Origin of the sequence: Mycobacterium mantenii (assembly GCF_001667865.1) — a bacterium.
GTDB lineage: Bacteria > Actinomycetota > Actinomycetes > Mycobacteriales > Mycobacteriaceae > Mycobacterium > Mycobacterium mantenii_A.
In genome coordinates, this window is sequence record NZ_LZJP01000022.1 from 14,829 (window position 1) to 36,025 (window position 21,197).

The window sequence follows — 21,197 nt, forward strand, 5'->3', positions numbered from 1 at the left end:
ACAACAGAAAGGAATCAACATGAGTATGTTGGACGCTCACATTCCGCAGTTGGTGGCGGCGCAGTCGGCATTCAGTGCCAAGGCGGCGTTGATGCGCAGCACGATCAGCCAGGCCGAGCAGGAGGCGATGTCGGCGCAGGCATTCCACCAGGGCGAGTCATCGGCCGCCTTCCAGGCCGCGCATGCTCGGTTCGTCGAGGTCGCCGCGCGGGTGAACACCCTGCTGGACATCGCCCAGGCCAACCTCGGGGACGCCGCCGGGACCTACGTGGCCGCGGACGCCGCCGCCGCATCCGGCTACACGGCGTTCTGATCCCACCGCTAGCAACCGCGAAAGGACTTGTCATGTCGCAGATCATGTACAACTACCCGGCGATGCTGAGTCACGCCGCCGACATGTCCGGCTACGCCGGCACCATGCAGGGGCTCGGTTCCGATATCGCCAGCGAGCAGGCCACGCTGTCCAACGCCTGGCAGGGTGACACCGGTATGACCTACCAGGTGTGGCAGGCCCAGTGGAACCAGGCGATGGAAAGCCTGGTGCGCGCCTACCAGTCGATGGCCAGCACCCACGAGGCGAACACCATGTCCATGCTGGCGCGCGACCAGGCCGAGGCCGCCAAGTGGGGCGGTTAGTTCGTGACTGAACGACCCTGATGGAGCAAGCGCCCAACGCCGTCGAGCTGACGGTCGATCACGCTTGGTTCGTCGCGGAAACGGTTGGGGCGGGCAGCTTTCCCTGGGTGCTGGCGATCACCTCGCCGTATCGTGATGCCGCGGAACGCAACGCGTTCCTCGACCGTCAGCGGGCCGAGCTCACCGACCTGGGTCTGGTCTCGGAAGGCGGACTCGTCAACCCCGCGGTCGCCGAGTGGATCAAAGTGGTGTGTTTTCCCGAGCGGTGGCTGGACTTGCGGTACGTCGGCCCGGCCCGGGACGCCGGTGCGGCCGGCGGTGGTGCGGAGCTGCTGCGCGGCGTCGTCGCGCAGCGCACCGGGGTGGCCGGCAAACCGTCGCTCACGGTGGTGGCGCTGCGCAGCGCGCAGCTGATCACGTTCACGGCCATGGACATCGACGATCCGCGTGCGCTGGTTCCGGTGCTCACGGTCGGCCTCGCGCAGCGCCCGCCCGCCCGGTTCGACGAGTTCGCCATGCCGATGCGAGTCGGCGCCAGGGCCGACGAACGACTGCGTTCGGGTGCTCCGCTGGCCGAAGTCCTTGACTACCTAGGTATTCCGCAATCGGCACGGGGGGTGGTGGAATCGGTGTTCAACGGACCGCGCAGTTACGTCGAGGTCGTCGCCGGCTGCCACCGCGACGGCCGGCATTCCACCACCGAGGTGGGGATGAGCATTGTCGACGCACGCGAGGGGCGGGTGCTGGTCAGTCCGTCTCGCGCGTTCGACGGCGAGTGGGTGTCGACCTTCGCGCCCGGAACACCCTTCGCGATCGCGGTCGCGATTGAACAACTGACCGCCCTACTGCCCGACGCCGGATGGTTCTCCGAACACCGGCTGGCCCGAGATTTTTCCGTCCAACACTCATAGAAGAAGAGAAGAGAGCACGATGTTCCAGCAACGGGCACAACATGTTTCGAGGGTCCGGTGACGTCCGGAACCGTCATGCCGATCGTCCGCGTGGCCATCCTCGCGGACAGCAGGTTGACGGAGATGGCCCTGCCCGCCGAGTTGCCGCTGCGCGAAATCCTGCCCGCCGTCCAGCGTTTGGTGGTCCCCGCCGCGGCCAATGGCGACTCGGAAGACGGCGCCGCGTCGCGCGGAACCGCCGAGATCGGTGCGGCGACGCAGCTGAGCCTGGCGCCCATCGGAGGCGCGCCGTTCAGCCTGGACGCCAGCCTGGACACGGTCGGCGTCGTCGACGGCGATCTGCTTGCGCTGCAGGCGGTGCCGGCCGGTCCCGCCGCGCCCGGCATCGTCGAGGACATCGCCGACGCGGCCATGATCTTCTCGAAGTCCCGCCTCAAACCCTGGGGCACAACGCATATCCAGCGTGGCGCCCTGGCCGCGGCGATCGCCGCGGCGTTCCTGGCGACCGGCCTGTCGGTCACCTACCGGGTGGCCACCGGGGCGCTGTCGGGACTGGTCGCGGTCAGTGCGGTCGCGGCGTTGACCGCGGTCGTCGGCCTGCTGGTCACCGCGCGCTCGGCGCGTACCGGAATGGCGCTCTCCATCGCCGCACTGGTTCCCATCGCCGCCGCCCTGGCGCTCGCGGTGCCGGGCAAGTTCGGTCCCGCCCAGTTGACGCTCGCCGCGGCCGGTGTGACGGCGTGGTCGCTGATCGCCTTGATGGCGCCCAGCGCCGAGCGTGAACGCATCGCTGGCTTCTTCACCGCGACCGCGGTGGTGGGCGCCGGGGTGCTGCTGGCCGCCGGCGCCGAATTGCTCTGGCACCTCAAGCCGATCGCCATCGGCTGCGGGCTGATCGTGGCGGCGCTGCTGGTCACCATCGAGGCGGCGCAGTTGTCCGCCCTGTGGGCGCGCTTCCCGTTGCCGGTCATCCCTGCGCCAGGCGACCCGACCCCGTCGGCGCCGTCGCTGCAGGTGCTCGAGGACCTGCCGCGCCGGGTCCGGATCAGCGACGCGCATCAGAGCGGATTCATCGCCGCCGCGGTGCTGCTCAGTGTCCTGGGTTCGGTGGCGATCGGGCTGCGGCCCGAGGCGCTCAGCGGTGCGGGCTGGTACGTCGTGGCGGCCACCGCCGCGACGTCCGCGCTGCGCGCCCGGGTTTGGGACTCGGCCGCATGCAAGGCGTGGCTGCTCGCCCAGCCCTTCCTGACCGCCGGCGTGCTGTTGGTCCTGTACACGTCGACCGGACGTTACGTCGCCGCCCTGGGCGCGGTGCTGGTGCTGCTGGCGCTCGTGTCGGTGTGGATCGTGGTGGCGCTGAACCCGGGTATCGCCGCGCCGGAGAGCTATTCGCTGCCGGTGCGCCGGCTGGTGGGCTTCGTCGGGACCGGACTGGACGCGTCGCTGATCCCCGTGATGGCGTTTGTGGTGGGCCTGTTCGGCTGGGTGCTCAATCGATGATTCGGCCGGCATCAGCCTGCGTCGCAGCGGCATTGGCGTTGCTGCCGGCCGCCGCGACGTGGACTTCTCCGCCGGCGTCCGCGATCAGCCCGCCGACGGTCGATCCCGGCGTCCCCCCACCCGGCGGGACGCCGGGGCCCGGGCAGCCGATGGAGCAGCGCGGACCCTGCAGCACATCCGGAGTCGTTCCCGGCAGCGATCCCGGCGCCATCACCCCCAGCCAGTCGGGGCTGAACCTGCCTGCAGCATGGCAATTCTCGCGCGGTGAGGGGCAGCTGGTCGCGGTGCTCGACACCGGCGTGCGGCCGGGCCCTCGGCTGCCCAGCGTCGAACCGGGCGGCGATTTCGTCGAGACGACCGACGGCCTGACCGACTGCGACGGGCACGGAACCCTGGTGGCCGGGATCATCGCCGGCCAGCCGTCGGCCGACGACGGGTTCTCCGGCGTGGCGCCCGCGGCGCGGGTGGTGTCCCTTCGGACGACGTCGGCCAAGTTCTCGCCGCGGAGCCCGGGCGGGGATCCGCTGATGGCTCGGGTGTCGGCCGAGGTTTCGACGCTCGCGCGGGCGATCGTCCACGCGGCCGACCTCGGCGCCCGGGTGATCGACATCGGCTCGGCCACCTGCATGCCCGTCGACCGGCCCGTCGACCAGGCCGCCCTTGGCGCCGCCGTGCGGTACGCGGCGGTGGACAAGGATGCGGTGATCGTGGCCGGCGCGGGTGACAGCGGGCCGACCGGAGCCGCCGGCGGCGGAACCTCGTGCGAGTCCAATCCGCTGACCGACCTGAGCCGCCCCAGCGATCCACGGAATTGGGCCGGCGTCACGTCGGTGTCCATCCCGTCGTGGTGGCAGCCCTACGTGCTGTCGGTGGCATCGCTGACCCCGGACGGCCAGCCGTCGAAGTTCACCGTGGCGGGGCCGTGGGTAGGCGTCGCCGCGCCGGGCGAACGCATCGTGTCGATCGGCAACGCCGACGGCGGCGGACTGGCCAACGGCCTGCCCGACGAGCACCAGCAGCTCGCCGCCCTCTCCGGAACCGGTTATGCCGCCGGCTACGTGGCCGGCGTCGCGGCGCTGGTCCGCAGCAGATATCCCGACCTGAACGCCACCGCGGTGCTGCATCGCATCACCGCAACCGCGCACAACGGCGCCCGCGACCCGTCCAACGTGGTCGGCACCGGCAGCGTGGATCCGGTGGCGGCTCTGACCTGGCAACTGCCCGCCGGTAGTCAGCCCGGCGGCGCAACGGTGAAGCCGGTCGCCGTGCCGCCGGCACCGGCGCCCAAGGACACCAAACCCCGAACCGTTGCGGTGGCCGGCACGATCGTGGTGGCCGTGCTGGTCGCGGTGGCCGGCGCGGTCACCGCAATCGCCGCACGCCGACGAAAGGACCCCACCCCGTGAGCAAGCATCGGATCCCGACCGTCGGCAGCGCTCGAATCACGTTGGCGCTGCTGGCCATTGTGCCGGCGGTGATGGCCTACCCGTGGCGTACGCCCCGCGACTACTGGTTGCTCGGCATCGCGACCGCCGTCGTGATCGTGTTGTTCGGCTGGTGGGGTGGTCTGCATTTCACCACCATCCTGCGCCGGCGCCTGGCGATGATCGGACGCGGCAATGCCGTTCCCGCAAGCACATCCGACACGGCGGCAACCGCCCTGATCCGCCTCGGCGGGCCGGGGAACGACTCCGATGTGCTTCCGCTCCCGCTGATTGCGAGCTACCTGGACCGCTACGGCATCCGGGCGGACAAGCTGCGAATCACCAGCCGCGACAACGCCGCCGACGCATCGCGCCGCGAGACCTGGATCGGGCTGACCGTGTCGGCGCCGCACAATCTCGCCGCGTTGCAGGCGCGCTCATCGCGAATCCCGTTGCACGAGACCGCACAGGTGGCGGCCCGCCGGCTGGCCGACCATCTGCGAGAGATCGGTTGGGAAGCGACCCCCGTCGCGGCCGACGACGCGCCCCGGCTACTGACGTCCAACCTTCGCGAGAGGTGGCGGGGAGTGCAGCGCGGCGCCTCGGATTACCTTGCCGCGTACCAAATACAGGTGGACGACGCGCTGCCGGAGACCTTGGAGGCGATCCGGTCGTATTCGGCCCGCGAAACGTGCATCGCGCTGGAGATCGGCGGCGACAAAAGCCGGCCCACCGTTGCGGTGGCCTGTGCGTTGCAGACCGACACCGGCCCGGACGGCAAGGCGCCGGTGGACGGGTTGACCCCGCAGCGCGGAAATCACCTGCCCGCATTGACGGCGCTCGACCTGTTGTCCACGCGGCGGCTGGACGGGCACACCGCCGCGCCGAAAGACCTTCTCTCGCAGCTGTATTGGCCCACCCTGGCCGGTGCCGCCGATCGGGGCTCGCTCGGCGAGACCGACGCCGGCGACACCGTCGAGGTGGTCAGAACATGACCTCCTGCAGGAACGCGGTCATCCGGCGCAGGTAGTCCAGCTGGCTCACGTGAATCACGTGGCTGCCCGGAAACCAGTGCAGCGCACACCGATCCCAGTGTTGCCATAGCTTGACGGCGTGGTCGGGCGGCGCCATCCGGTCGCCGAGTCCGGTGATGATCATCCGGCGGTCCCGGGGCACCAGCGGCCGGTAATTGAGCGGACAGTGGTAGGCCAGCCCGGCCGCCAGGTCGTCGTGGCCGATGTCGGAGAGGCGCAAACCCAGCCGGACCAGCACGTTGGCCGGGAACCACTCGTCGAACAGCGTCGACGGGGTGACGACGGGGCAGTTGGGGATGACGGCTTCGAGCCGATCGTCGACCGAGGCCACCAGCGCCGAGGTGTAGCCGCCCAGCGAGATCCCGGTCAGCGCGATGCGGTCGACCCCGGTGTGCCGCAGATAGTCGATGATGGAACGGAAGTCGTGCACGGCCTGGGCCATGGCCTCGGCGAACCCGCTCAGCCCACCGGCGAAATAGCCGAAACCGCTGAAGGGTGAGTACTTTTCGGCCCGCTTACCGTGAAAGGGCAACGTGTACAGCAGAACGTCGTAGCCCGACCGGTAGTACCAGGGCAACGAAAAGAACCGCCCGTTGGCCAGGTATGACGATCCCATGAAGCCGTGAATGGCGCACAGGGTGGGACGGGGTCCGTCGTCGTGGCGCCAATGCTGTGCGCGCACGATGTTGTTGGATCCCCAGGCGTCCCACTGCGCGCGCATGGCGGGGTTGATGGCCGTGAAGCTGCTGGGGAACGCGATGTTGTCGACGGTGCCGCGCGCGACCCACTCCGCCAGGGGGCTGGCCCGCCGCGACGTGACCCGGGGCACCCTGGCGGGTGGCGGAAAGGATCGCGTCGGGTCCGCGGCCGCCCCCAACTCGGCGTAGAAGTCGAGGTTGCCGCGCTCGGCGGCGGAATCGGACTGCCGCAGCGTGTTGGCGACGACGAACGGCGCCACCGTGGTGGTGAGCAGCGATGCTACCCAGGTGCGCAGGGCCAGATCGCCGAAGGCCGATGCCTCGACTACCATTCGCTGACGTGGCGACAACGCCGAGTGGGGGGGTAATCCGCCGGCGCCGGCCGGTAGATCGGCGCCGGGGACATCCGGAACGGGGATGGGCGGGTCGATCGGATCTGAGTCGGTCGCCACGAACGCCGATGGTAGCCGGACGGGCGCGCGTTTCCCGGGCGTTTTGACCGGTTTCGGTCGTAGCGGTGCTATCCGGGACCACTCGGGCCGCGTCGGCGCACCATGAGAGATATACGGTTTGCTATCGGCGGTGCGAGGAACGGGAGGATCGACATGTGGGATCCGGACGTCTACCTGGCCTTCGCCGACCACCGCGGCCGCCCGTTCTACGATCTGCTGTCGCGGGTGGGGGCCGATCGGGCGCGTCGCGTCGTCGACCTCGGTTGCGGCCCCGGTCACCTGACGAAGTATCTGGCCCGGCGCTGGCCCGACGCGGTGATCGAGGCGATGGACAGCTCGCCGGAGATGGTGGCCGCCGCCAAGGAGCGCGGCATCGACGCGGTCACCGGCGACCTGCGCGACTGGAAGCCCAAGCCCGACACCGACGTGGTGGTCAGCAACGCCGCCCTGCACTGGGTGCCCGAGCACGCCGACCTGCTGCTCCGGTGGGCTGGGGAGCTGGCGTCCGGATCGTGGATCGGTGTGCAGATGCCGGGCAATTTCGAGTCGCCGTCCTACGCGGCGGTGCGGGCGCTGGCCCGCCGCGAGCCGTACGCGAAGTTGCTGCGCGACATACCCTTTCGGGTAGGCGCGGTGGTTCAGCCGCCGGCGCACTACGCCAATCTGCTGCTCGACGCGGGATGCAAGGTCGACGTCTGGGAGACCACCTATCTGCACCAGCTGTCCGGCGAGCATCCGGTGCTGGAATGGATCACCGGCACGGCGCTGGTTCCGGTGCGCGAGCGGCTCGACGACCAGACTTGGGAGCAGTTCCGCGAGGAGCTGATCCCGCTACTGCGCGACGCCTACCCGCCCCGATCCGACGGCACGACGATCTTCCCGTTCCGGCGGGTGTTCGTCGTCGCCGAGGTGGGAGGCTCGAGCCGCTCAGCTGGGTAGCCCCAGCAGCGGCGCCTCCCTGCGGTAGCGCTCGACCCACTCGTCGGAGCGGCGGTCGGTCTGCCGTTGCAGCACCGGCGGCGGCGCCAGCGTGGGATCGAGCTCCAGCGCTTCGAGAACGGTGGCAACGATCGTCGTCAGGTTGCGCCACAACACCGGATACGCGATGTCGATGGGCGTGACATCCTCCTCGTCGAACCAGGCGCGCCAGCTGTCTTCCTGACGTCGCAGGTTCTCGATGACGTGCGCGATCGCCCCGGCGTGGTAACAGGCCCGGGAGTCGCGTTCGGGGTCCGCGTTGCCCTGCCACACCCGGGATCGCGCGGGCCGGCGGCGACGAACTTTGCGTCATCCTGACCGCAACTAGCGCTGCGTGGGCTGATCTTCCTCGATGCCCCGGTCGGCGGCGATCGCCGAGCGTGGGGTCGGCTTGGCGAAGTGGATCTGCAGATACGTTTCGGTGTACCGCGCTGAGATGCGGGTGCCGGCGAACTCCGACGGGATGACGTCGCCGGTGCGCTGGCGCCAATCATGGAGCAGCACAGCAAGATCGGCCGCGACCTCGTCCGCGCCGGCGCCGTCGTCGGCCAGCAGGTTGTTGGTCTCGCCGGGGTCGGTGCGCAGATCGTAGAGTTCACGCTCGGGCCGCGGCGCCTTGACGAACGGCGCGACGGCCAGCCCGGACGGGCTCTCCTCGATGTCCAACGGCAGATCCAGCAGCGGCCGGGGCACGTAATTCTCGATGTAGCTGTAATCCTTGGTGCGGATCGCGCGAATCGGATCGAACGAGTCGTGGTAGGTCTTCATGGTGTACACGTGATCGCGCACGGGTTCGGTTTTCGGATCCGGCTCCAGCAGGACGGATGCGTGTGAGACGCCGTCGACATCGGCCGGGGCGCCAATTCCCAACAGCCCCAACAACGTCGGGACCAAGTCGACCGCGCTGAACAGTTCGTCGTAGACGCCGGGAGGCACGGCCCGGTTGGTGGGTGGACGGATGATCATGCCGATGCCGGTACCGGCGTCGTAGAGCGTGGATTTCGCGCGGGGGAACGCAGGGCCGTGATCGGTGAAGAACACCACCCAGGTGGTGGCGTCAAACCCCGTGTCGGCCAGCGCGTCCAGCAGCCGCCCGACGGCGGCGTCGGCGGCGCTGATCGCCCCGTAGAAATCGGCGAGGTCGCCGCGCACCTCGGGGGTGTCGGGCAGGTAATCGGGCAGATCGACCTCGGCGCTGTCCGCGGGCGTGTACCGGTCCCGCGGATAGGGCCGGTGTGTCTCGAAGAAGCCGGCGGTCAACAGAAACGGTTGGCCGTCAAGGTTTTCGGCGCTTTGCCGCAGCCACTCCTCGGCCTTGTCGGCCACGTAGTCGCAGTAGGAGTTCGACACGTCGAACTCGTCGAAGCCCAGCCGCTTCGGATAGGAGGTCTCGTGCTGCATGCCGAAAAGCGCTGAGTACCAGCCTGATTCGGACAGTATCTGCGGCAGGGTGCGGATCCCGTCGCGGTATTCCCAGCCGTGGTGGGCCAGTCCGATGAGGCCGTTGCTCTGCGGGTAGCGGCCGGTGAACAGCGATCCGCGCGACGGCGAGCACAGCGGCGCGGTGGCGTGCGCCCGGGTGAACAGGATGCCCTCGGCGGCAAGGCGGTCCAGTCGCGGGCTCGATACGTCGGGGTGGCCGTAGGCGCCGAGGTAGCGGCCCAAGTCGTGCCAGTGCACGATCAGCACGTTGTCTTTTTGGCCCGTGTTCTGTTTTTGGTTCGCTATGTCGCTCGGCGCCAATTGCGTCACCTCTCACATTGCCTTGCGACCGGCGACGTTACCGCAACTTCCCCCGAGGATTCCTGAGTGCCGACGCGTCAGGGTGTCGGCAGCCGGCCCCATCGGTTTTCGCAGACGAACTCCGACAACGGTCGCCCGACGGCCCAGCCGTCCAGTTCCAGCGCCGGGCGATCGGGAAATTCGGGCACCGGCCCCAGGCACAGGATGGCCACCGGCTCGGCGCCGGGCGGCATGCCCAGCAGCGACGCCAGCCGTTGCGGATCGAACAGCGACACCCAGCCCATGCCGAGGCCTTCGGACCGGGCCGCCAGCCACAGGTTCTGGATCGCGCAGGACACCGACGCGAGATCCATCTGGGGGAGCGTTCGCCGGCCGAACACGTGCGCGTCGCGGTCGTCGCCCAAAGCGACCACGAAAAGTTCCGCGCATTCGAGGATGCCCTCCACCTTGAGCGCCAGGAACTCCTCGGCCCGCTCGCCCAGGGCGGCGGCCGTGCGCGGGCGTTCCTCGTCGACCAGGGCGTGAATCCGCCGCCGCAGCGCCGCATCGGTGATCCGGATGAAGCGCCACGGCTGCATCAGGCCGACGCTGGGCGCGGCGTGTGCGGCCTGCAGCAGGCGCGCCAGCACGGCCTCGTCCACCGCCGCACCGGGGACGAACCGGCGCATGTCACGGCGCTCGGCGATGACGCGATAGACGGCGCGCCGATCTTGCGGGCTGAATGCCTCACCGGTCACGTCAGCCATCGTATGAAATCCGCACTAGCGTGGACCCTGCCAACACCCGAGAACCAGGTGAACGCCCAGGAAGGGAGCGCTGAAGTGAAGCCTTCCGATGTACTCGATCAACTGGCCGCCGCCCCCGCCGCCGGGCGCGGCTACGGCGAGCCCTATCAGACCCCGGACGGCACCACGATCATCGTGGTGGCCAAACCGCTGGGGGTGTTCGCCATCCGCGACGGGAAGGCCTCCTGGACGCCGGCCGTGGACGGCGGCCGGATCGCGCTGATCGGGGTGATCACCGGCCTGCTGGCCGCGGTGATCGGCAGCCTGGCGGTGCTGCGGCAACCGCCCTGGCCGCGCATCACGGTCAGGGACTATAGGTAACACCGACCGCGCGGAACACGTATTCCGGGGGCATGTCGAACGCCAGCGACTGCCGGGGCAGTCCCTTGAGCACCTCGTCCGGGATGGCGACCTTGTAGTGCAGCGACAACTCGCCGCTGAACTTCTCGTCGACCCGGGAGACGTCGACGTCGACCTGCACGCCGGTGGACGAAATCTCCACCCGCGCCGCGCCGGTCTGCGGCGCGTTCCACCGAACGTTGACGGTCGGGCCGGCCAGCCGGGGCAGCATGGACAGCGTCGCAAGTACCCGCTCGGAGGTGAAGACCAGCGATCCGGTGTAGCTGGCGACGCTGTGCGGCAACCGCACGCCCGGGATACTGCCGCTGAATCGCCGGGTCACGGCGACGTAATCGGCGAGGTGGATAAGGCCTTCCGCTTCGACCTGGGCGTGAAGCGCGTCGGGCAGCTTGCCGATGCCGAACAACCTACGGACAAAGACGGCCATATCGACAGTATGACCGTGCGAGCGACTCGGTGCCGCGGGTCGCACCCATGTCACCACGGGCGATCGCAAGCGCGGCTTGTCGCCGGGTGCAGCGGGTCGCCCGCATGTCATCCCCGCGCTCCTGGTATCGGTGGTTTCATGACTCGCCCGAGGATGCCGATGGCCTCGTGGATCGCAGTGTTGGCCACGGCTGTGTACGCGGTGATGTGGGTGGGTTGCGCTCGGCAGTGGACGTGGCTGCACCGGATGGACTGGTCGTTGCTGAACGCCGCCCACGACTTCGCGGTCAAACACCCGATGTGGTTGCGGTTTTGGGAGGGCGTGTCCTATGCGTTGGGGCCGGGCCCGATGTCGGTGCTGGGCATCGCGGTGACGGTGTTCGCCCTGGCGATGCGCAAGCTGCGGGCCGCGCTGGTGCTGGCCGTTGCGTGCGGTCCGCTCAACGAGTTCGCGACTGCGGCGGCCAAGGCGCTGGTCAACCGGCCGCGCCCGGCGACCATGCTGGTCGCCGCGTCGTCCAGCTCGTTTCCGTCCGGGCATGCACTGGAGGCGACGGCCGCCCTGCTCGCGGTGTTGTGCTTCTTCTTTCCGATGATGAGCCGGATGATCCGCCGCATCGCGGTCGCGGCGGTGGCGGTGTCGGTGCCGGCGGTCGGCATCTCCCGGGTGGCGCTGAACGTGCACTATCCGTCCGACGTGCTGGCCGGATGGTCACTCGGATACCTGTATTTGCTGTTGTGCCTCTTGCTTTTTCGGCCCTCGATCGAACGATCCGCCACCCCCGGGCGCGCGACCGAACCCGCTGCCATGCGCTAACCTGGCTGTCCCCGTGAGGATTTGGTCACGACGCGGTGACCTAACCGGAGCTAAAGCTTTACTTGACCCTGAACATGCCCGCGTTCGACGATGGAGTGCATGCACCGACTGCTCACTTCACTGTGCGCCGCAGCGTGCGTGATCTTCGCCTCGGTAGTGCTCTCACCGATCAGTGCCGCGGCGGGCGCCCCCTGGTTCGCGAACGCGGTTGGCAATGCGACCCAGGTGGTTTCGGTGGTGAGCACCGGCGGTTCGAACGCGACCATGGAGATCTTCCAGCGCACCGGCACCGGCTGGCAGTCGCTGCGGTCCGGCATTCCCACCCACGTCGGTTCGGCGGGGATGGCGCCGCAGGCCAAGAGCGGTGTGCCCGCCACCCCGATGGGCGTGTACAGCCTCGACTCCGCGTTCGGCACGGCGCCGAATCCCGGAACCGGCCTGCCCTACACCCAGGTCTCCGGGCCCAACTACTGGTGGAGCGGCGACGACCACAGCCCCACGTTCAACTCGATGCAGGTGTGCCAGAAGGCGCAGTGCCCGTTCAACACGGGCGACAGCGAGAACCTGCAGATCCCGCAGTACAAGCACGCGGTGGTGATGGGCGTCAACAAGAACAAGACCCCGGGCGGGGGAGCCGCGTTCTTCTTCCACACCACGGACAACAAACCCACCGAGGGCTGCGTGGCGGTCGACGACGCTCAGCTGGTGTCGATCATGAAATGGCTACGGCCCGGGGCCGTCATCGCCATCACCAAGTAGCGGTCAGTCCAGCGCCCGGCCGGGCGTCACTTTGAAATCGAGGCCCGCCAACGACATCGTCGCCTCGTAGGTCCGATCGTAACCGGTGGCGGCGATCTTCCAGCCCTCGTCGGTGCGCCGGTAGCTGTCGCGGTAGAAGGCCGCGCCGATCAGCATGAAGTTGAAGTCGGCGACGATGACCCGGTCCTGCAGGTACCACACCCCCGAGGCCTCGTCGCCGGTCACGGTGATCTCCGGGTGGGTCACCCGGTGCTCGGTAATCACCGCCGGCCCAAGCGATTTGCGCATGTAGTTCACCAGGTCGACCCGGTTGGTGAAATGGTGCTCTTCGCCCACCGACGAGCCGTAGTCGCCGATCACGTCCTCGGCCAGGGTGTCGGCGAACTCGTCCCAACGCTTGGTGTCCAGCGCGCGCAGATAGCGGTATTTGACGTGCTTGATCGCTTCGATATCGGCGAGATCGTCGAGGGTCATCAGGTCATTGCAGCACACGGGTGACCATGGCGACGAGGGCACGTCGAAGAGTCGGCCTCGCCGAGACTTAAACCACGGTCACGTGGTGCGGCGTGTCTTGTGCGTGGTTTATGTGTCGCGGTGACCCTCACCCTGGGAGAGGTAACGGGTGACCATGTCGACGAGGGCACGTCGTTCCAGGCTCCAGTCGATGGCGGTGCCGGTGAGCATCTGCGCCAGCACCACCCCGCGCAGCGTCGCCCAAATGACCTCGGCCACACCGGCATGCGCGGGATCGGTGGTGATCAATCGCCCCAGCTGGCCGATCGCGGCGTTCATCTCGAGCAGGTGGCGCCGCGCGGACGGGTCGGGGCCGCCGCGGGTCTCGCGCAGGATTTCGAAGGCGGCCATCGACGTCGGGCTGCTGTAACAGCTCCACGCGGTGTCGACGACGACCTCGATGCGCGTCCGCAGCGGCAGCTCGCTGACATCGGCCGACGACAGGCTGTCCACCAGGCGGGCCACCCCGTCGTCCACCACGGCCATCAGCAGGCCGTTGCGATCCCCGAAGTGATACTGGATGACCCCCCAGGTCACGCCCGCCCGTTCGGCCACGTGCTTGGCGGTGGCGGCGGAGAATCCTTCCTCCACGATGCAGCGGACCGTCTCGTCGATGATCTTCGCCCGGGTGTCATCGCCGCGCTTGCGGGGCGCGGTGGTTCGCCGGGTGGGGCCAACCGGGCGATCGGGCGTCTGGCCAGCGACGATGGACATTGTTGACTTTATAACATAGTCGAGTTTATTTTTGGGGCGTGAGCAGCCCCTCGCGATACGCGCAATTGTCCCGTGACGAGCTCGTCGTCCTGATTCCCGAACTGCTGCTGATCGGGCAGTTGATCGACCGATCCGGAATGGCCTGGTGCATCTCCTCGTTCGGTCGAGACGAGATGGTGCAGATCGCCATCGAGGAGTGGGCGGGCGCCAGCCCGATCTATACCCGGCGCATGCAGAAGGCGCTCGACTACGAGGGCGACGATGTGCCGACGATCTTCAAGGGCCTGCAGCTCGATATCGGCGCCCCACCGCAATTCATGGATTTCCGGTACACCGTGCACGACCGCTGGCACGGCGAATTCCACCTCGACCACTGCGGTGCCCTGCTCGACGTGGAGCCCATGGGTGAGCAGTACGTGTTCGGCATGTGCCACACCATCGAGGACCCCACCTTCGACGCCACCGCGATCGCGACCAACCCGCGTGCCCAGGTGCGTCCCATCCACCGCCCGCCGCGCACCCCCGCGGACCGGCACCCGCACTGTGCATGGACGGTCATCATCGACGAGTCCTATCCCGAGGCGCAAAGCATCCCGGCTTTGGACATCGTCAGCCGAACTCGGGCTGCGACATGGGAATTGGCTCCCATCGACCGCTCGGACGAGGGGCAGGCGGATTACTCGGGTCCGTTGCTGTCCGATTTCGACTTTGCCGCCTTCTCGCATTCGGCGCTGGTCCGGATGGCCGACGAGGTGTGCCTGCAGATGCACCTGCTGTACCTGTCGTTCGCGATCGCGGTGCGGGCGCGCGCCGCCAGCGACGACGAAGCCCTGAGCGTGTGCACCCGCGGCCTGATCGGCATCGCGGGCGTGGCCGCCGAGCGCATTCACCGCGCGCTGAAACTTCCCGGCGGGACCGAGGGCGTGCTGCGGACCCTCGAGCTGCACCCGCTGCTGAACCCTTCTGCCTACGTTGTCGCCGAGACGGAGTCGAACCGGCTACACGTCCGCCCGTCGCCGGCCCACGACGACCAATCCTGGATCTCGCTGTGCTCGCCGGAATCCGTGCAGCCGCTCCAGGCGATCGCCACCGCGGTGGAACCGCACATCGAGGTCCGAGTTAGCGGAACGGCGACCGACTGGACGGCGGAACTGGTCGAAACCGACACTCCCGCCAAGGAACTGCCAGAGGTTTCGGTGGTCAGGGTCAGCGGCGGATCGACATTCCAATTCGAGCCCAGGCGTTCGCTGCCGCTGACGGTGTTGTAACACAAGGCTTTTTGTCAAGGGGTTTTCGGTACCGCTTCGGTGACGCAAGGGCATCGAGCGGATACCAATGACATTGCGAAGCATCGGCTTTCCGCGTGTCCGCGGCTATCGTTAACGCTGGCCACCGACCCCTATAGACGAAGGTTTTCGCTCTATGTACGACCCACTCGGGTTGTCGATCGGGACCACGAACCTGGTCGCTGCGCGTAATGGAAGCCCACCGGTTAGCCGCCGTTGTGTGCTTACCCTTTATCCGCACTGTGCACCGAAAATCGGTGCACCCGAAGAGAACCCGTACCTAGCCGAGCCCGGCGTACCGATGAAGGGCTTTATCGAGCGCATCGGTGATTCCGTCGCGCTTGTGTCGCCCGACGGTTCGGCGCACGATCCGGAGCTGCTGACGGTGGAGGCGCTGGACGCGATGGTGCTCGCCGCCGGTGCGGACGCTTCGTGCTCGGAGATCTCCATCGCCGTGCCCGCGCATTGGAAACCCGCGACGGTGCAGGCGTTGCGGGACGCGCTGCGAACCCATCTGGGGTTTGTGCGAAGCGGTATGGCCCCGCGGCTGGTCTCGGACGCGATCGCGTCGCTGACCGCGGTGCGCTCCGAACTCGGCCTGCCGGACGAGGGCGTGGTCGGGTTGCTCGACTTCGGTGGCAGCGGCACGTCGGCCACGCTGGTCAATGTCGCGGGGGAGTTCGAACTCATCAGCGCCACAATGCGTTACGCCGCGCTGTCCGGCGACGAGATCGACCAGGAGTTGCAGCTGCGGGCCTTCGAAGAGCTGGGCCGTGGCAGCGGCCTCGACCCGGCCAGCACCGGCGGCGTCGGAGAGCTCAGCGAGCTCAGGGAACAGTGCCGCGCGGGCAAGGAGCGGCTTTCGACCGAGATGACCACCGACATCACCGCGGTGCTCGGCGGGCGCAGTTGCAGCCTGACGTTGAGCCAAGACGACCTCGAAGAGCTGATCCAGGATCGGCTGACCGGCTTCATCTATGCCTTCGACGAGATGCTGGTGCGCCACCGCAAGAGCTGGTCGGACCTCGCGGCGGTGGTCACGGTCGGCGGAGGCGCACGCATTCCGCTTGTCACCGAACGGCTTTCGATGCACGGCCGCACGCCGATCCTCACGCCGTCGCAACCGGCCCTGGCCGCGGCGAGCGGGGCGCTGATCCTGGCCTCGCGCGGCGGCGAGCTGGACCTGCGCACCCGGACATCGATAGGGCTGCTCGCTTCGTCCGACGCCGTCGGCGACGTGGTGGATCTGGGCGCCGGCGATGTGCTGGTGATCGATGACGAGGCGCTGACCGATCGCGAATTGGCTTGGTCGCAGACCGAATACCCCGGCGACCTGCGGATGCGGTTCGGTGGGGAAACCTACGACGAAGACGGTCCGGCCGGCTGGTCGATGCGGCTCAACGTCATCGAGCCGCCACGCGAACGGCGGCCCTGGCTGCGTCTTCGGTTCTCCCAGCTGGTGATCGGCATGTCCGCCGTGGTCGCCATGACGGCGATCGGCGGGGTGGCCTACACGCTGACCGCGATAGAAAACCGCCAGGCACCGCCGGCGCCGTCCGTGGCCCCCCGGCCGGCGCCGCCGGCGAACTCCGTCGCGCCGCGCCCTGCCGCGCCGCCGCCGCCCACCGCGGTACCGGCACCGCCCCCGCCGCCCAGCGCGCAACCGATCCCCAGTCCGGCGCCGCCTCCGCCGGAACCACCGCCGTCGCCGCCGCCACCGCCGCCGGTGGTGGTCACCACCGCACCGCCGGCGCCCGTCTACACCCCGCGGCACACGGCGCCGCCCACAACCGCGCCGCCGCAACCGACGGTCACCACCACGGTGCCGCCGCCACCGATGGAAACCACCACGCCGCCCCCGCCACCACCGACGGAAACCACCACGACGACGACGGTGCCGATGACGACGGAGTGGATCCACGTTCCGCTGCTGCCGATACCGATTCCGGTGCCGGTTCCCCAGCAGCAGGCCCCTTCGACACCGCAGTACCCGCAATATCAGCCGTATCCGGGGAATCAGTATCCGGGGAATCAGTATCCGCAATATCCGGGGAACTCGCAGAATCCGTTCCTCGGGCCGGGTTACTAGCGTCCTTCCTGCATAAGCACACCGTCTGCGCGCCGCGGCGCACGCGGGTAACGTTTATGTCACCAAGTTCGGACGGGGGTCCATCCCGTCATGCCCTATGCGAAGGGCGTTGAAAAGACCTTGGAGGCGTTACGTGGACATCGTGCTTGGGGTGTCGATGGCTCCCAGGACAGTCCGCCTGGTAGCGATCGAAGGCCAAAATGCGGACGGCGTGACCGTTGAACAAGAAGAGTTCGCGGTTGGGGCCGTTGACAATTCGGCCGCTGGTGCGGTCGATCAAGTGATCGACGCGATCATCGGCAGCCGTGAAGGCGTCATGGAGGGCGGCCACCGGTTGGCCTCGACCGGGGTCACCTGGAGTGACCCCGCCGGCGTCGGCGCGCTCCGGGACGCGATCGCCACCCACGACCTGGGCGGCGTGATGTTGGTCGCACCGTTGCTCGCCGCGGCCGCGCTGGCACAGACAGTGGGTTACGCGCTGAGCTACGAGCGCCTCGCGATGCTGTTCGTCGAGCCGGCGAACGCGACGCTGGCCGTTGTCGATATCGCCGACGGCTCCATCGTCGACCTGCACCGGCGCCAGACCGGCGACGGTGGCGGCGGAGGGCTGGCCACCGAGCTGGCGGCGATGGTGTCCGGCCTGGACGCCCGCGGGTCCCGCGCCGACGGTGTCTTCCTGGTCGGCTGCGGCACCGACATCGTGGCGCTCAAGTCCACGCTCGAGGGGGCCACCTCGCTTCCGGTCATCGGCCCCGAGGATCCGGACATGGCGCTGGCCCGCGGGGCGGCGCTGGCGTCGGCGAACGCCCCACTGTTCGCGTCGTCGACGGCGGCCCTGGCCTACGCGCTGGACCCGGGCACCGGAGAACTGAACCCGCCCGCCCTCAGCCCGACCTACCTGGACGTCTGGGGCCATGCCGACGTCGGCACCGACGCCCGGGCGTACAGCGCCGTCCCGGACGAGGACGACAGGCCCCCGCGCCGGCCCTGGTCGATGGTGCTGGCCGGCAGCGCCCTGGCCGGCATCGCCGCCGTGATCGGCGGGGTGGTGCTGGTGACGTTGACCTCGGATCGCCCGGGGCCCGACGTCGGGCACCATGCGGGCGTCAGCGTGGCCACGCCGCAAGTCCAGCTGCCTGCGGCCCCACCAAGCAGCCCCCCGCAAGCTCAGCTGCCCGCCCCGAGCCCGGCGCCACCGCCGCCCACACCCGCGCCCAGCCCGTCGGAGGTGGCGGCCCCGGCACCCGCGCCGTCGCCGGTGCAGCAGGCTGCGCCGCAGACCCCGGTCAATCCGCCGCCGGCGGCACCGGTCCATCGCGCCCCGGCCCGGCCCGCGCCGCAGTACGTGCCGCCGCCCGTCGAGCAGGCGGCCCCGCCTCCGGTCGCCGCACCCGCGCCCCCGCCTGCGGCACCGCCTCCTCCCGCGGCACCCGCGCCTCCGCCGGCCGCGCCGCGGCCGCCCAGCCAGCCACCGGTGACCATGTACCTGCACTTCCCGTTCGTCACGGTGCCGATTCCGATCACCCCACCGCCGCCGCCCGGGCAGTAAGCACGTGGCAAACGCCCCCGACTGAGCGCACACTGGCAGTTACGACACGAGCGCCAAGGAGGTCGCGTGGGCGAGCACAGTGGATTCGGATTCGACCCCGACGAGTTCGATCGAATGATCAGGGAAGGCAGCGAAGGACTTCGCGACGTGTTCGAACGGGTCAGCAAGTTTGTCGGCGCCCCCGGTGGCCGGACGGGCTGGTCCGCCGTCTTCGAGGACCTGTCGCGGCGCCCCCGCGGTGCCCCGGAAACCGCCGGCGAAGCCGGCGAGGGCGTGTGGGCCATCTACACCGTGGACGCCGACGGCGGCGCGCGCGTCGAACAGGTCTACGCGACCGAGCTCGACGCCCTGCGGGCGAACAAGAACAACGTCGATCCCAACCGCAAGGTGCGCTTCCTGCCCTACGGCATTGCGGTCAGCGTCCTCGATGACGATGCCGAAGAGCCCGCGTAACAACACATTTCGGCTCAGCCCTGCTGCACCACGTTCGAGCCGCCGGAGTTGCTGATCTTCGGCGTGCCCGAGTGGTAGGTGACCTTGTTGTTGAAGCCGGAGGCCTCGATGCTGTCGACGGCCTCGACGGAGATCGAATTCTGGACACCAGAGACCGACAGGCTGGTGCAGTGCCCGGTGATGGTCACCGTGTTGGAAACACCGCTGACGCTGACGATGTTGTCGTTGCAGGCGATGCTGCGGTTCTCGTTGATGCCGGCGACGCTGAGCGTGGTGCCCGGCGGTGCGGCGGGCGAGGTCGACGGCGACGGTGACCTTCGCCGCGAGGTCGACGGACCGGGACTCGTCGAATTGCTCGGTGGCCCAAAGGTTGTGGAGATGGTCGGCGGTGAGGCGATGATCGACTTCACCCCGGAAATCTGGTGTGCGGCGAAGGCCGCGATGCCACCCGCGACGGCCAGCGCGGCGATGGCGACCGCCGTACCGACGATCCACCAGACGCGGTTGTTCGAGGGCTGTTGCTGGAATGGCCCGGCAATGGGGCCGCCGTAAGTCCACGGAGGCGGGGGCGGGGCGCCCGCAACGCCGGGCGGATAATTTGGGCCGGCGGGCTGCGAACTGCCCTGCTCTGACGCCCGTGCCGCCTCGGCGAGCGGGCGCTCGAGTTCCCGGATCCGGTCTTCCGGGTCTTCGTTTGCTGCCATGGGAATGAATATGCCATTCGCTTCTGCGTTTCCGGCCCGTTCGGTAGTTTTTACGATCGTGCCCGATTTGCCGAATCGCCAGGTCCTCCTTCGCCGCCGCCCCTCCGGGCTTGTCCAGCCGGATGACACGGAAATGGTCACCACGCCGGCACCCGAACCCGCCGAGGGCGAGGCCCTGCTGCGAACCACCTACGTCGGCATCGACGCCGCCGCCCGCACCTGGCTCGACGACCAGCCCAGCTACCTTCCGCCGGTGCAGCTGGGCGAGGTCATCCGGGCGGCCGGGATCGGCGAGGTGGTCGCGTCGCGGTGCGACGCCTACGCCGTCGGCGACGTCGTCACCACGCTGACCGGCTTCCAGGAGTACGCGCTCATCCGCGACGACCTGTTCAGCACGCCGATCCCGGGCGAGGACGACCAGCTGGCGATCATGTCGGTCTACGGGCCGACCGGTGCCACCGCCTATTTCGGGATGATCGACATCGGCCGCCCGCAGCCCGGGGAAACGGTGGTGGTGTCGGCGGCCGCGGGCGCCACCGGATCGGTCGCCGGGCAGATCGCCAAGATCGCCGGCGCCCGGGTGGTGGGCATCGCCGGCGGCCCGGAGAAATGCCGGGCGGTGGTGGAGGACTTCGGGTTCGACGCGTGCATCGACTACAAGAACGACGACATCGGTGCGGCGCTGAAAACGCATTGCCCGCAACGCGTCGACGTCTACTTCGATAATGTCGGTGGGCCCATCCTGGACGCCGTGCTGGGCCGGCTGGCCTCCCGCGCGCGCGTCGTCCTGTGCGGTGTCATCTCCAGCTACCTGACCGGGCAGCACCCCGGGCCGGCCAACTACGTGAACCTGCTGTCCAAGACCGCGCTGATGCAGGGGTTCAACGCACTCGATCAATGGGGCCGTTTCGACGAGGCGTTCGCCGCGCTGCGCCAGTGGGAGGCCGAGGGCCGACTTCACCACCGGCAGACCATCTTTGAGGGCATCGAGTCGTGCGTCGATGCCCTCAACGGCCTGTTCACCGGCGTCAACGTCGGCAAAACCCTGGTCAGGCTCAGTGAACCCAGTCGCCGCCAGGGCGCGCCGGCCTAGGTCGCACCGAAATCAAACCGCTCGATACCACCGCCGAGTGACATATCAATGCGATTGATGGTCGCGGGGCGAAATCGCAGAAAGTGGGCGCCGCGGCTGCTATCGTCGCCTGTTTATGCCAGGCGATGGCGGCGGCGGACCGGCGCGCGGGCGGTGAGCGGGAACACCGCGCGTGGACCGGGTGCGTGCGGCACGCGCGGACCCCGACGGCGGGATGCGGGCCACCCCACCGCGTGGTTTCATAACACCGTTTGCGAGAGTTGCCTGGGGAGA

22 protein-coding genes and 1 pseudogene are annotated in these 21,197 nt (G+C 68.8%); 15 read left to right on the forward strand and 8 right to left on the reverse strand.

Annotation, left to right across the window (positions count from 1 at the left end):
* The first annotated feature begins 19 nt into the window (after positions 1–19).
* From esxG to eccE, 6 genes are all read left to right on the forward strand, one after another.
* Complete coding sequence (gene esxG, locus A5688_RS03555) at positions 20–313, forward strand: type VII secretion system protein EsxG (RefSeq protein ID WP_007768837.1); 294 nt, start codon at positions 20–22, stop codon at positions 311–313.
* Between the two features lie 32 nt (positions 314–345).
* A complete protein-coding gene (locus A5688_RS03560) occupies positions 346–636 on the forward strand; it encodes a WXG100 family type VII secretion target (protein ID WP_007768835.1) in 291 nt (96 codons plus the stop codon).
* 20 nt (positions 637–656) lie between these two features.
* Positions 657–1,547: an ESX secretion-associated protein EspG gene (locus A5688_RS03565; RefSeq protein WP_067914931.1), complete on the forward strand. Its 891-nt coding sequence runs from the start codon at positions 657–659 to the stop codon at positions 1,545–1,547.
* A 75-nt stretch (positions 1,548–1,622) separates the two neighbouring features.
* On the forward strand, positions 1,623–3,047 hold the full coding sequence (gene eccD / locus A5688_RS03570; RefSeq protein WP_120312460.1) for a type VII secretion integral membrane protein EccD: 1,425 nt from the start codon (positions 1,623–1,625) through the stop codon (positions 3,045–3,047).
* Complete coding sequence (gene mycP, locus A5688_RS03575) at positions 3,044–4,453, forward strand: type VII secretion-associated serine protease mycosin (RefSeq protein WP_068268052.1); 1,410 nt, start codon at positions 3,044–3,046, stop codon at positions 4,451–4,453. Before eccD ends, mycP begins: the two co-directional genes overlap by 4 nt.
* Positions 4,450–5,466, forward strand: a complete 1,017-nt coding sequence (gene eccE / locus A5688_RS03580) for a type VII secretion protein EccE (protein WP_067914933.1) — start codon at positions 4,450–4,452, stop codon at positions 5,464–5,466. The genes mycP and eccE overlap by 4 nt, the downstream gene beginning before the upstream one ends.
* Here the strand turns inward: eccE and A5688_RS03585 are convergent.
* Positions 5,456–6,655, reverse strand: coding sequence for an alpha/beta fold hydrolase (locus tag A5688_RS03585; protein WP_067914935.1), 1,200 nt, complete (start codon positions 6,653–6,655; stop codon positions 5,456–5,458). The two genes, eccE and A5688_RS03585, sit on opposite strands and share 11 nt — an antisense overlap.
* A gap of 153 nt (positions 6,656–6,808) precedes the next feature.
* Between A5688_RS03585 and A5688_RS03590 the strand changes: the two genes are divergently transcribed.
* Positions 6,809–7,594 carry a trans-aconitate 2-methyltransferase gene (locus A5688_RS03590; protein WP_067914937.1) on the forward strand — a complete coding sequence of 262 codons (786 nt, stop codon included), beginning with the start codon at positions 6,809–6,811 and terminating at the stop codon, positions 7,592–7,594.
* Here the strand turns inward: A5688_RS03590 and A5688_RS03595 are convergent.
* From A5688_RS03595 to bluB, 3 genes and pseudogenes are all read right to left on the reverse strand, one after another.
* A pseudogene (locus A5688_RS03595) lies at positions 7,583–7,924 on the reverse strand (Stf0 family sulfotransferase); the annotation flags it as partial. The gene A5688_RS03590 and the pseudogene A5688_RS03595 sit on opposite strands and share 12 nt — an antisense overlap.
* A 33-nt stretch (positions 7,925–7,957) precedes the next feature.
* Positions 7,958–9,385, reverse strand: a complete 1,428-nt coding sequence (locus A5688_RS03600) for a sulfatase family protein (protein WP_067914939.1) — start codon at positions 9,383–9,385, stop codon at positions 7,958–7,960.
* Between the two features lie 68 nt (positions 9,386–9,453).
* On the reverse strand, positions 9,454–10,122 hold the full coding sequence (gene bluB, locus A5688_RS03605) for a 5,6-dimethylbenzimidazole synthase (protein WP_067914941.1): 669 nt from the start codon (positions 10,120–10,122) through the stop codon (positions 9,454–9,456).
* Positions 10,123–10,197: 75 nt separating this feature from the next.
* On the opposite strand from bluB, the gene A5688_RS03610 reads away from it, so the two are divergent.
* Positions 10,198–10,482, forward strand: a complete 285-nt coding sequence (locus tag A5688_RS03610; RefSeq protein WP_067914943.1) for a hypothetical protein — start codon at positions 10,198–10,200, stop codon at positions 10,480–10,482.
* Here the strand turns inward: A5688_RS03610 and A5688_RS03615 are convergent.
* On the reverse strand, positions 10,466–10,948 hold the full coding sequence (locus tag A5688_RS03615; protein ID WP_067837358.1) for a hypothetical protein: 483 nt from the start codon (positions 10,946–10,948) through the stop codon (positions 10,466–10,468). The two genes, A5688_RS03610 and A5688_RS03615, sit on opposite strands and share 17 nt — an antisense overlap.
* A gap of 138 nt (positions 10,949–11,086) precedes the next feature.
* Between A5688_RS03615 and A5688_RS03620 the strand changes: the two genes are divergently transcribed.
* Both A5688_RS03620 and A5688_RS03625 read left to right on the forward strand, forming a co-directional pair.
* The gene (locus A5688_RS03620) at positions 11,087–11,764 is read left to right on the forward strand and encodes a phosphatase PAP2 family protein (protein WP_067914945.1); all 678 of its coding nucleotides are present in this window, start codon (positions 11,087–11,089) and stop codon (positions 11,762–11,764) included.
* Positions 11,765–11,863: 99 nt separating this feature from the next.
* Positions 11,864–12,523, forward strand: coding sequence for a L,D-transpeptidase family protein (locus A5688_RS03625; protein WP_067914979.1), 660 nt, complete (start codon positions 11,864–11,866; stop codon positions 12,521–12,523).
* A gap of 3 nt (positions 12,524–12,526) precedes the next feature.
* Here A5688_RS03625 and A5688_RS03630 read toward each other — a convergent pair whose 3' ends face one another.
* Together A5688_RS03630 and A5688_RS03635 are read right to left on the reverse strand one after the other, a co-directional pair.
* Positions 12,527–12,997, reverse strand: coding sequence for a nuclear transport factor 2 family protein (locus tag A5688_RS03630; RefSeq protein ID WP_431602706.1), 471 nt, complete (start codon positions 12,995–12,997; stop codon positions 12,527–12,529).
* Positions 12,998–13,105: 108 nt separating this feature from the next.
* Positions 13,106–13,750 carry a TetR/AcrR family transcriptional regulator gene (locus tag A5688_RS03635; RefSeq protein ID WP_067837350.1) on the reverse strand — a complete coding sequence of 215 codons (645 nt, stop codon included), beginning with the start codon at positions 13,748–13,750 and terminating at the stop codon, positions 13,106–13,108.
* Positions 13,751–13,788: 38 nt separating this feature from the next.
* On the opposite strand from A5688_RS03635, the gene A5688_RS03640 reads away from it, so the two are divergent.
* From A5688_RS03640 to A5688_RS03655, 4 genes are all read left to right on the forward strand, one after another.
* On the forward strand, positions 13,789–15,018 hold the full coding sequence (locus tag A5688_RS03640; protein WP_067914947.1) for a hypothetical protein: 1,230 nt from the start codon (positions 13,789–13,791) through the stop codon (positions 15,016–15,018).
* 154 nt (positions 15,019–15,172) lie between these two features.
* Positions 15,173–17,125, forward strand: a complete 1,953-nt coding sequence (locus tag A5688_RS03645) for an Hsp70 family protein (protein ID WP_067914949.1) — start codon at positions 15,173–15,175, stop codon at positions 17,123–17,125.
* A gap of 133 nt (positions 17,126–17,258) precedes the next feature.
* Positions 17,259–18,674: a DUF7159 family protein gene (locus A5688_RS03650; RefSeq protein ID WP_067914951.1), complete on the forward strand. Its 1,416-nt coding sequence runs from the start codon at positions 17,259–17,261 to the stop codon at positions 18,672–18,674.
* Positions 18,675–18,788: 114 nt separating this feature from the next.
* Entirely contained in the window at positions 18,789–19,127 is a 339-nt protein-coding gene (locus A5688_RS03655; RefSeq protein WP_431602707.1) for a hypothetical protein, read from the forward strand.
* Between the two features lie 14 nt (positions 19,128–19,141).
* Here the strand turns inward: A5688_RS03655 and A5688_RS03660 are convergent, their stop codons facing one another.
* Positions 19,142–19,831 carry a DUF3060 domain-containing protein gene (locus A5688_RS03660; protein ID WP_067914953.1) on the reverse strand — a complete coding sequence of 230 codons (690 nt, stop codon included), beginning with the start codon at positions 19,829–19,831 and terminating at the stop codon, positions 19,142–19,144.
* Between the two features lie 58 nt (positions 19,832–19,889).
* Between A5688_RS03660 and A5688_RS03665 the strand changes: the two genes are divergently transcribed.
* Positions 19,890–20,924, forward strand: a complete 1,035-nt coding sequence (locus A5688_RS03665) for an NADP-dependent oxidoreductase (RefSeq protein WP_067914955.1) — start codon at positions 19,890–19,892, stop codon at positions 20,922–20,924.
* Positions 20,925–21,197: the final 273 nt, after the last annotated feature.

What these genes read in the sequence shown, in the direction of transcription:
- esxG (WP_007768837.1), top strand. Translation starts at nt 20, where the DNA reads ATGAGTATGTTGGACGCTCACATTCCGCAGTTGGTGGCGGCGCAGTCG.
- A5688_RS03560 (WP_007768835.1), top strand. Translation starts at nt 346, where the DNA reads ATGTCGCAGATCATGTACAACTACCCGGCGATGCTGAGTCACGCCGCC.
- A5688_RS03565 (WP_067914931.1), top strand. Translation starts at nt 657, where the DNA reads ATGGAGCAAGCGCCCAACGCCGTCGAGCTGACGGTCGATCACGCTTGG.
- eccD (WP_120312460.1), top strand. Translation starts at nt 1,623, where the DNA reads ATGCCGATCGTCCGCGTGGCCATCCTCGCGGACAGCAGGTTGACGGAG.
- mycP (WP_068268052.1), top strand. Translation starts at nt 3,044, where the DNA reads ATGATTCGGCCGGCATCAGCCTGCGTCGCAGCGGCATTGGCGTTGCTG.
- A5688_RS03590 (WP_067914937.1), top strand. Translation starts at nt 6,809, where the DNA reads ATGTGGGATCCGGACGTCTACCTGGCCTTCGCCGACCACCGCGGCCGC.
- bluB (WP_067914941.1), bottom strand. Translation starts at nt 10,122, where the DNA reads ATGGCTGACGTGACCGGTGAGGCATTCAGCCCGCAAGATCGGCGCGCC.
- A5688_RS03615 (WP_067837358.1), bottom strand. Translation starts at nt 10,948, where the DNA reads ATGGCCGTCTTTGTCCGTAGGTTGTTCGGCATCGGCAAGCTGCCCGAC.
- A5688_RS03620 (WP_067914945.1), top strand. Translation starts at nt 11,087, where the DNA reads ATGACTCGCCCGAGGATGCCGATGGCCTCGTGGATCGCAGTGTTGGCC.
- A5688_RS03625 (WP_067914979.1), top strand. Translation starts at nt 11,864, where the DNA reads ATGCACCGACTGCTCACTTCACTGTGCGCCGCAGCGTGCGTGATCTTC.
- A5688_RS03630 (WP_431602706.1), bottom strand. Translation starts at nt 12,997, where the DNA reads ATGACCCTCGACGATCTCGCCGATATCGAAGCGATCAAGCACGTCAAA.
- A5688_RS03635 (WP_067837350.1), bottom strand. Translation starts at nt 13,750, where the DNA reads ATGTCCATCGTCGCTGGCCAGACGCCCGATCGCCCGGTTGGCCCCACC.
- A5688_RS03645 (WP_067914949.1), top strand. Translation starts at nt 15,173, where the DNA reads ATGTACGACCCACTCGGGTTGTCGATCGGGACCACGAACCTGGTCGCT.
- A5688_RS03655 (WP_431602707.1), top strand. Translation starts at nt 18,789, where the DNA reads ATGATCAGGGAAGGCAGCGAAGGACTTCGCGACGTGTTCGAACGGGTC.
- A5688_RS03660 (WP_067914953.1), bottom strand. Translation starts at nt 19,831, where the DNA reads ATGGCAGCAAACGAAGACCCGGAAGACCGGATCCGGGAACTCGAGCGC.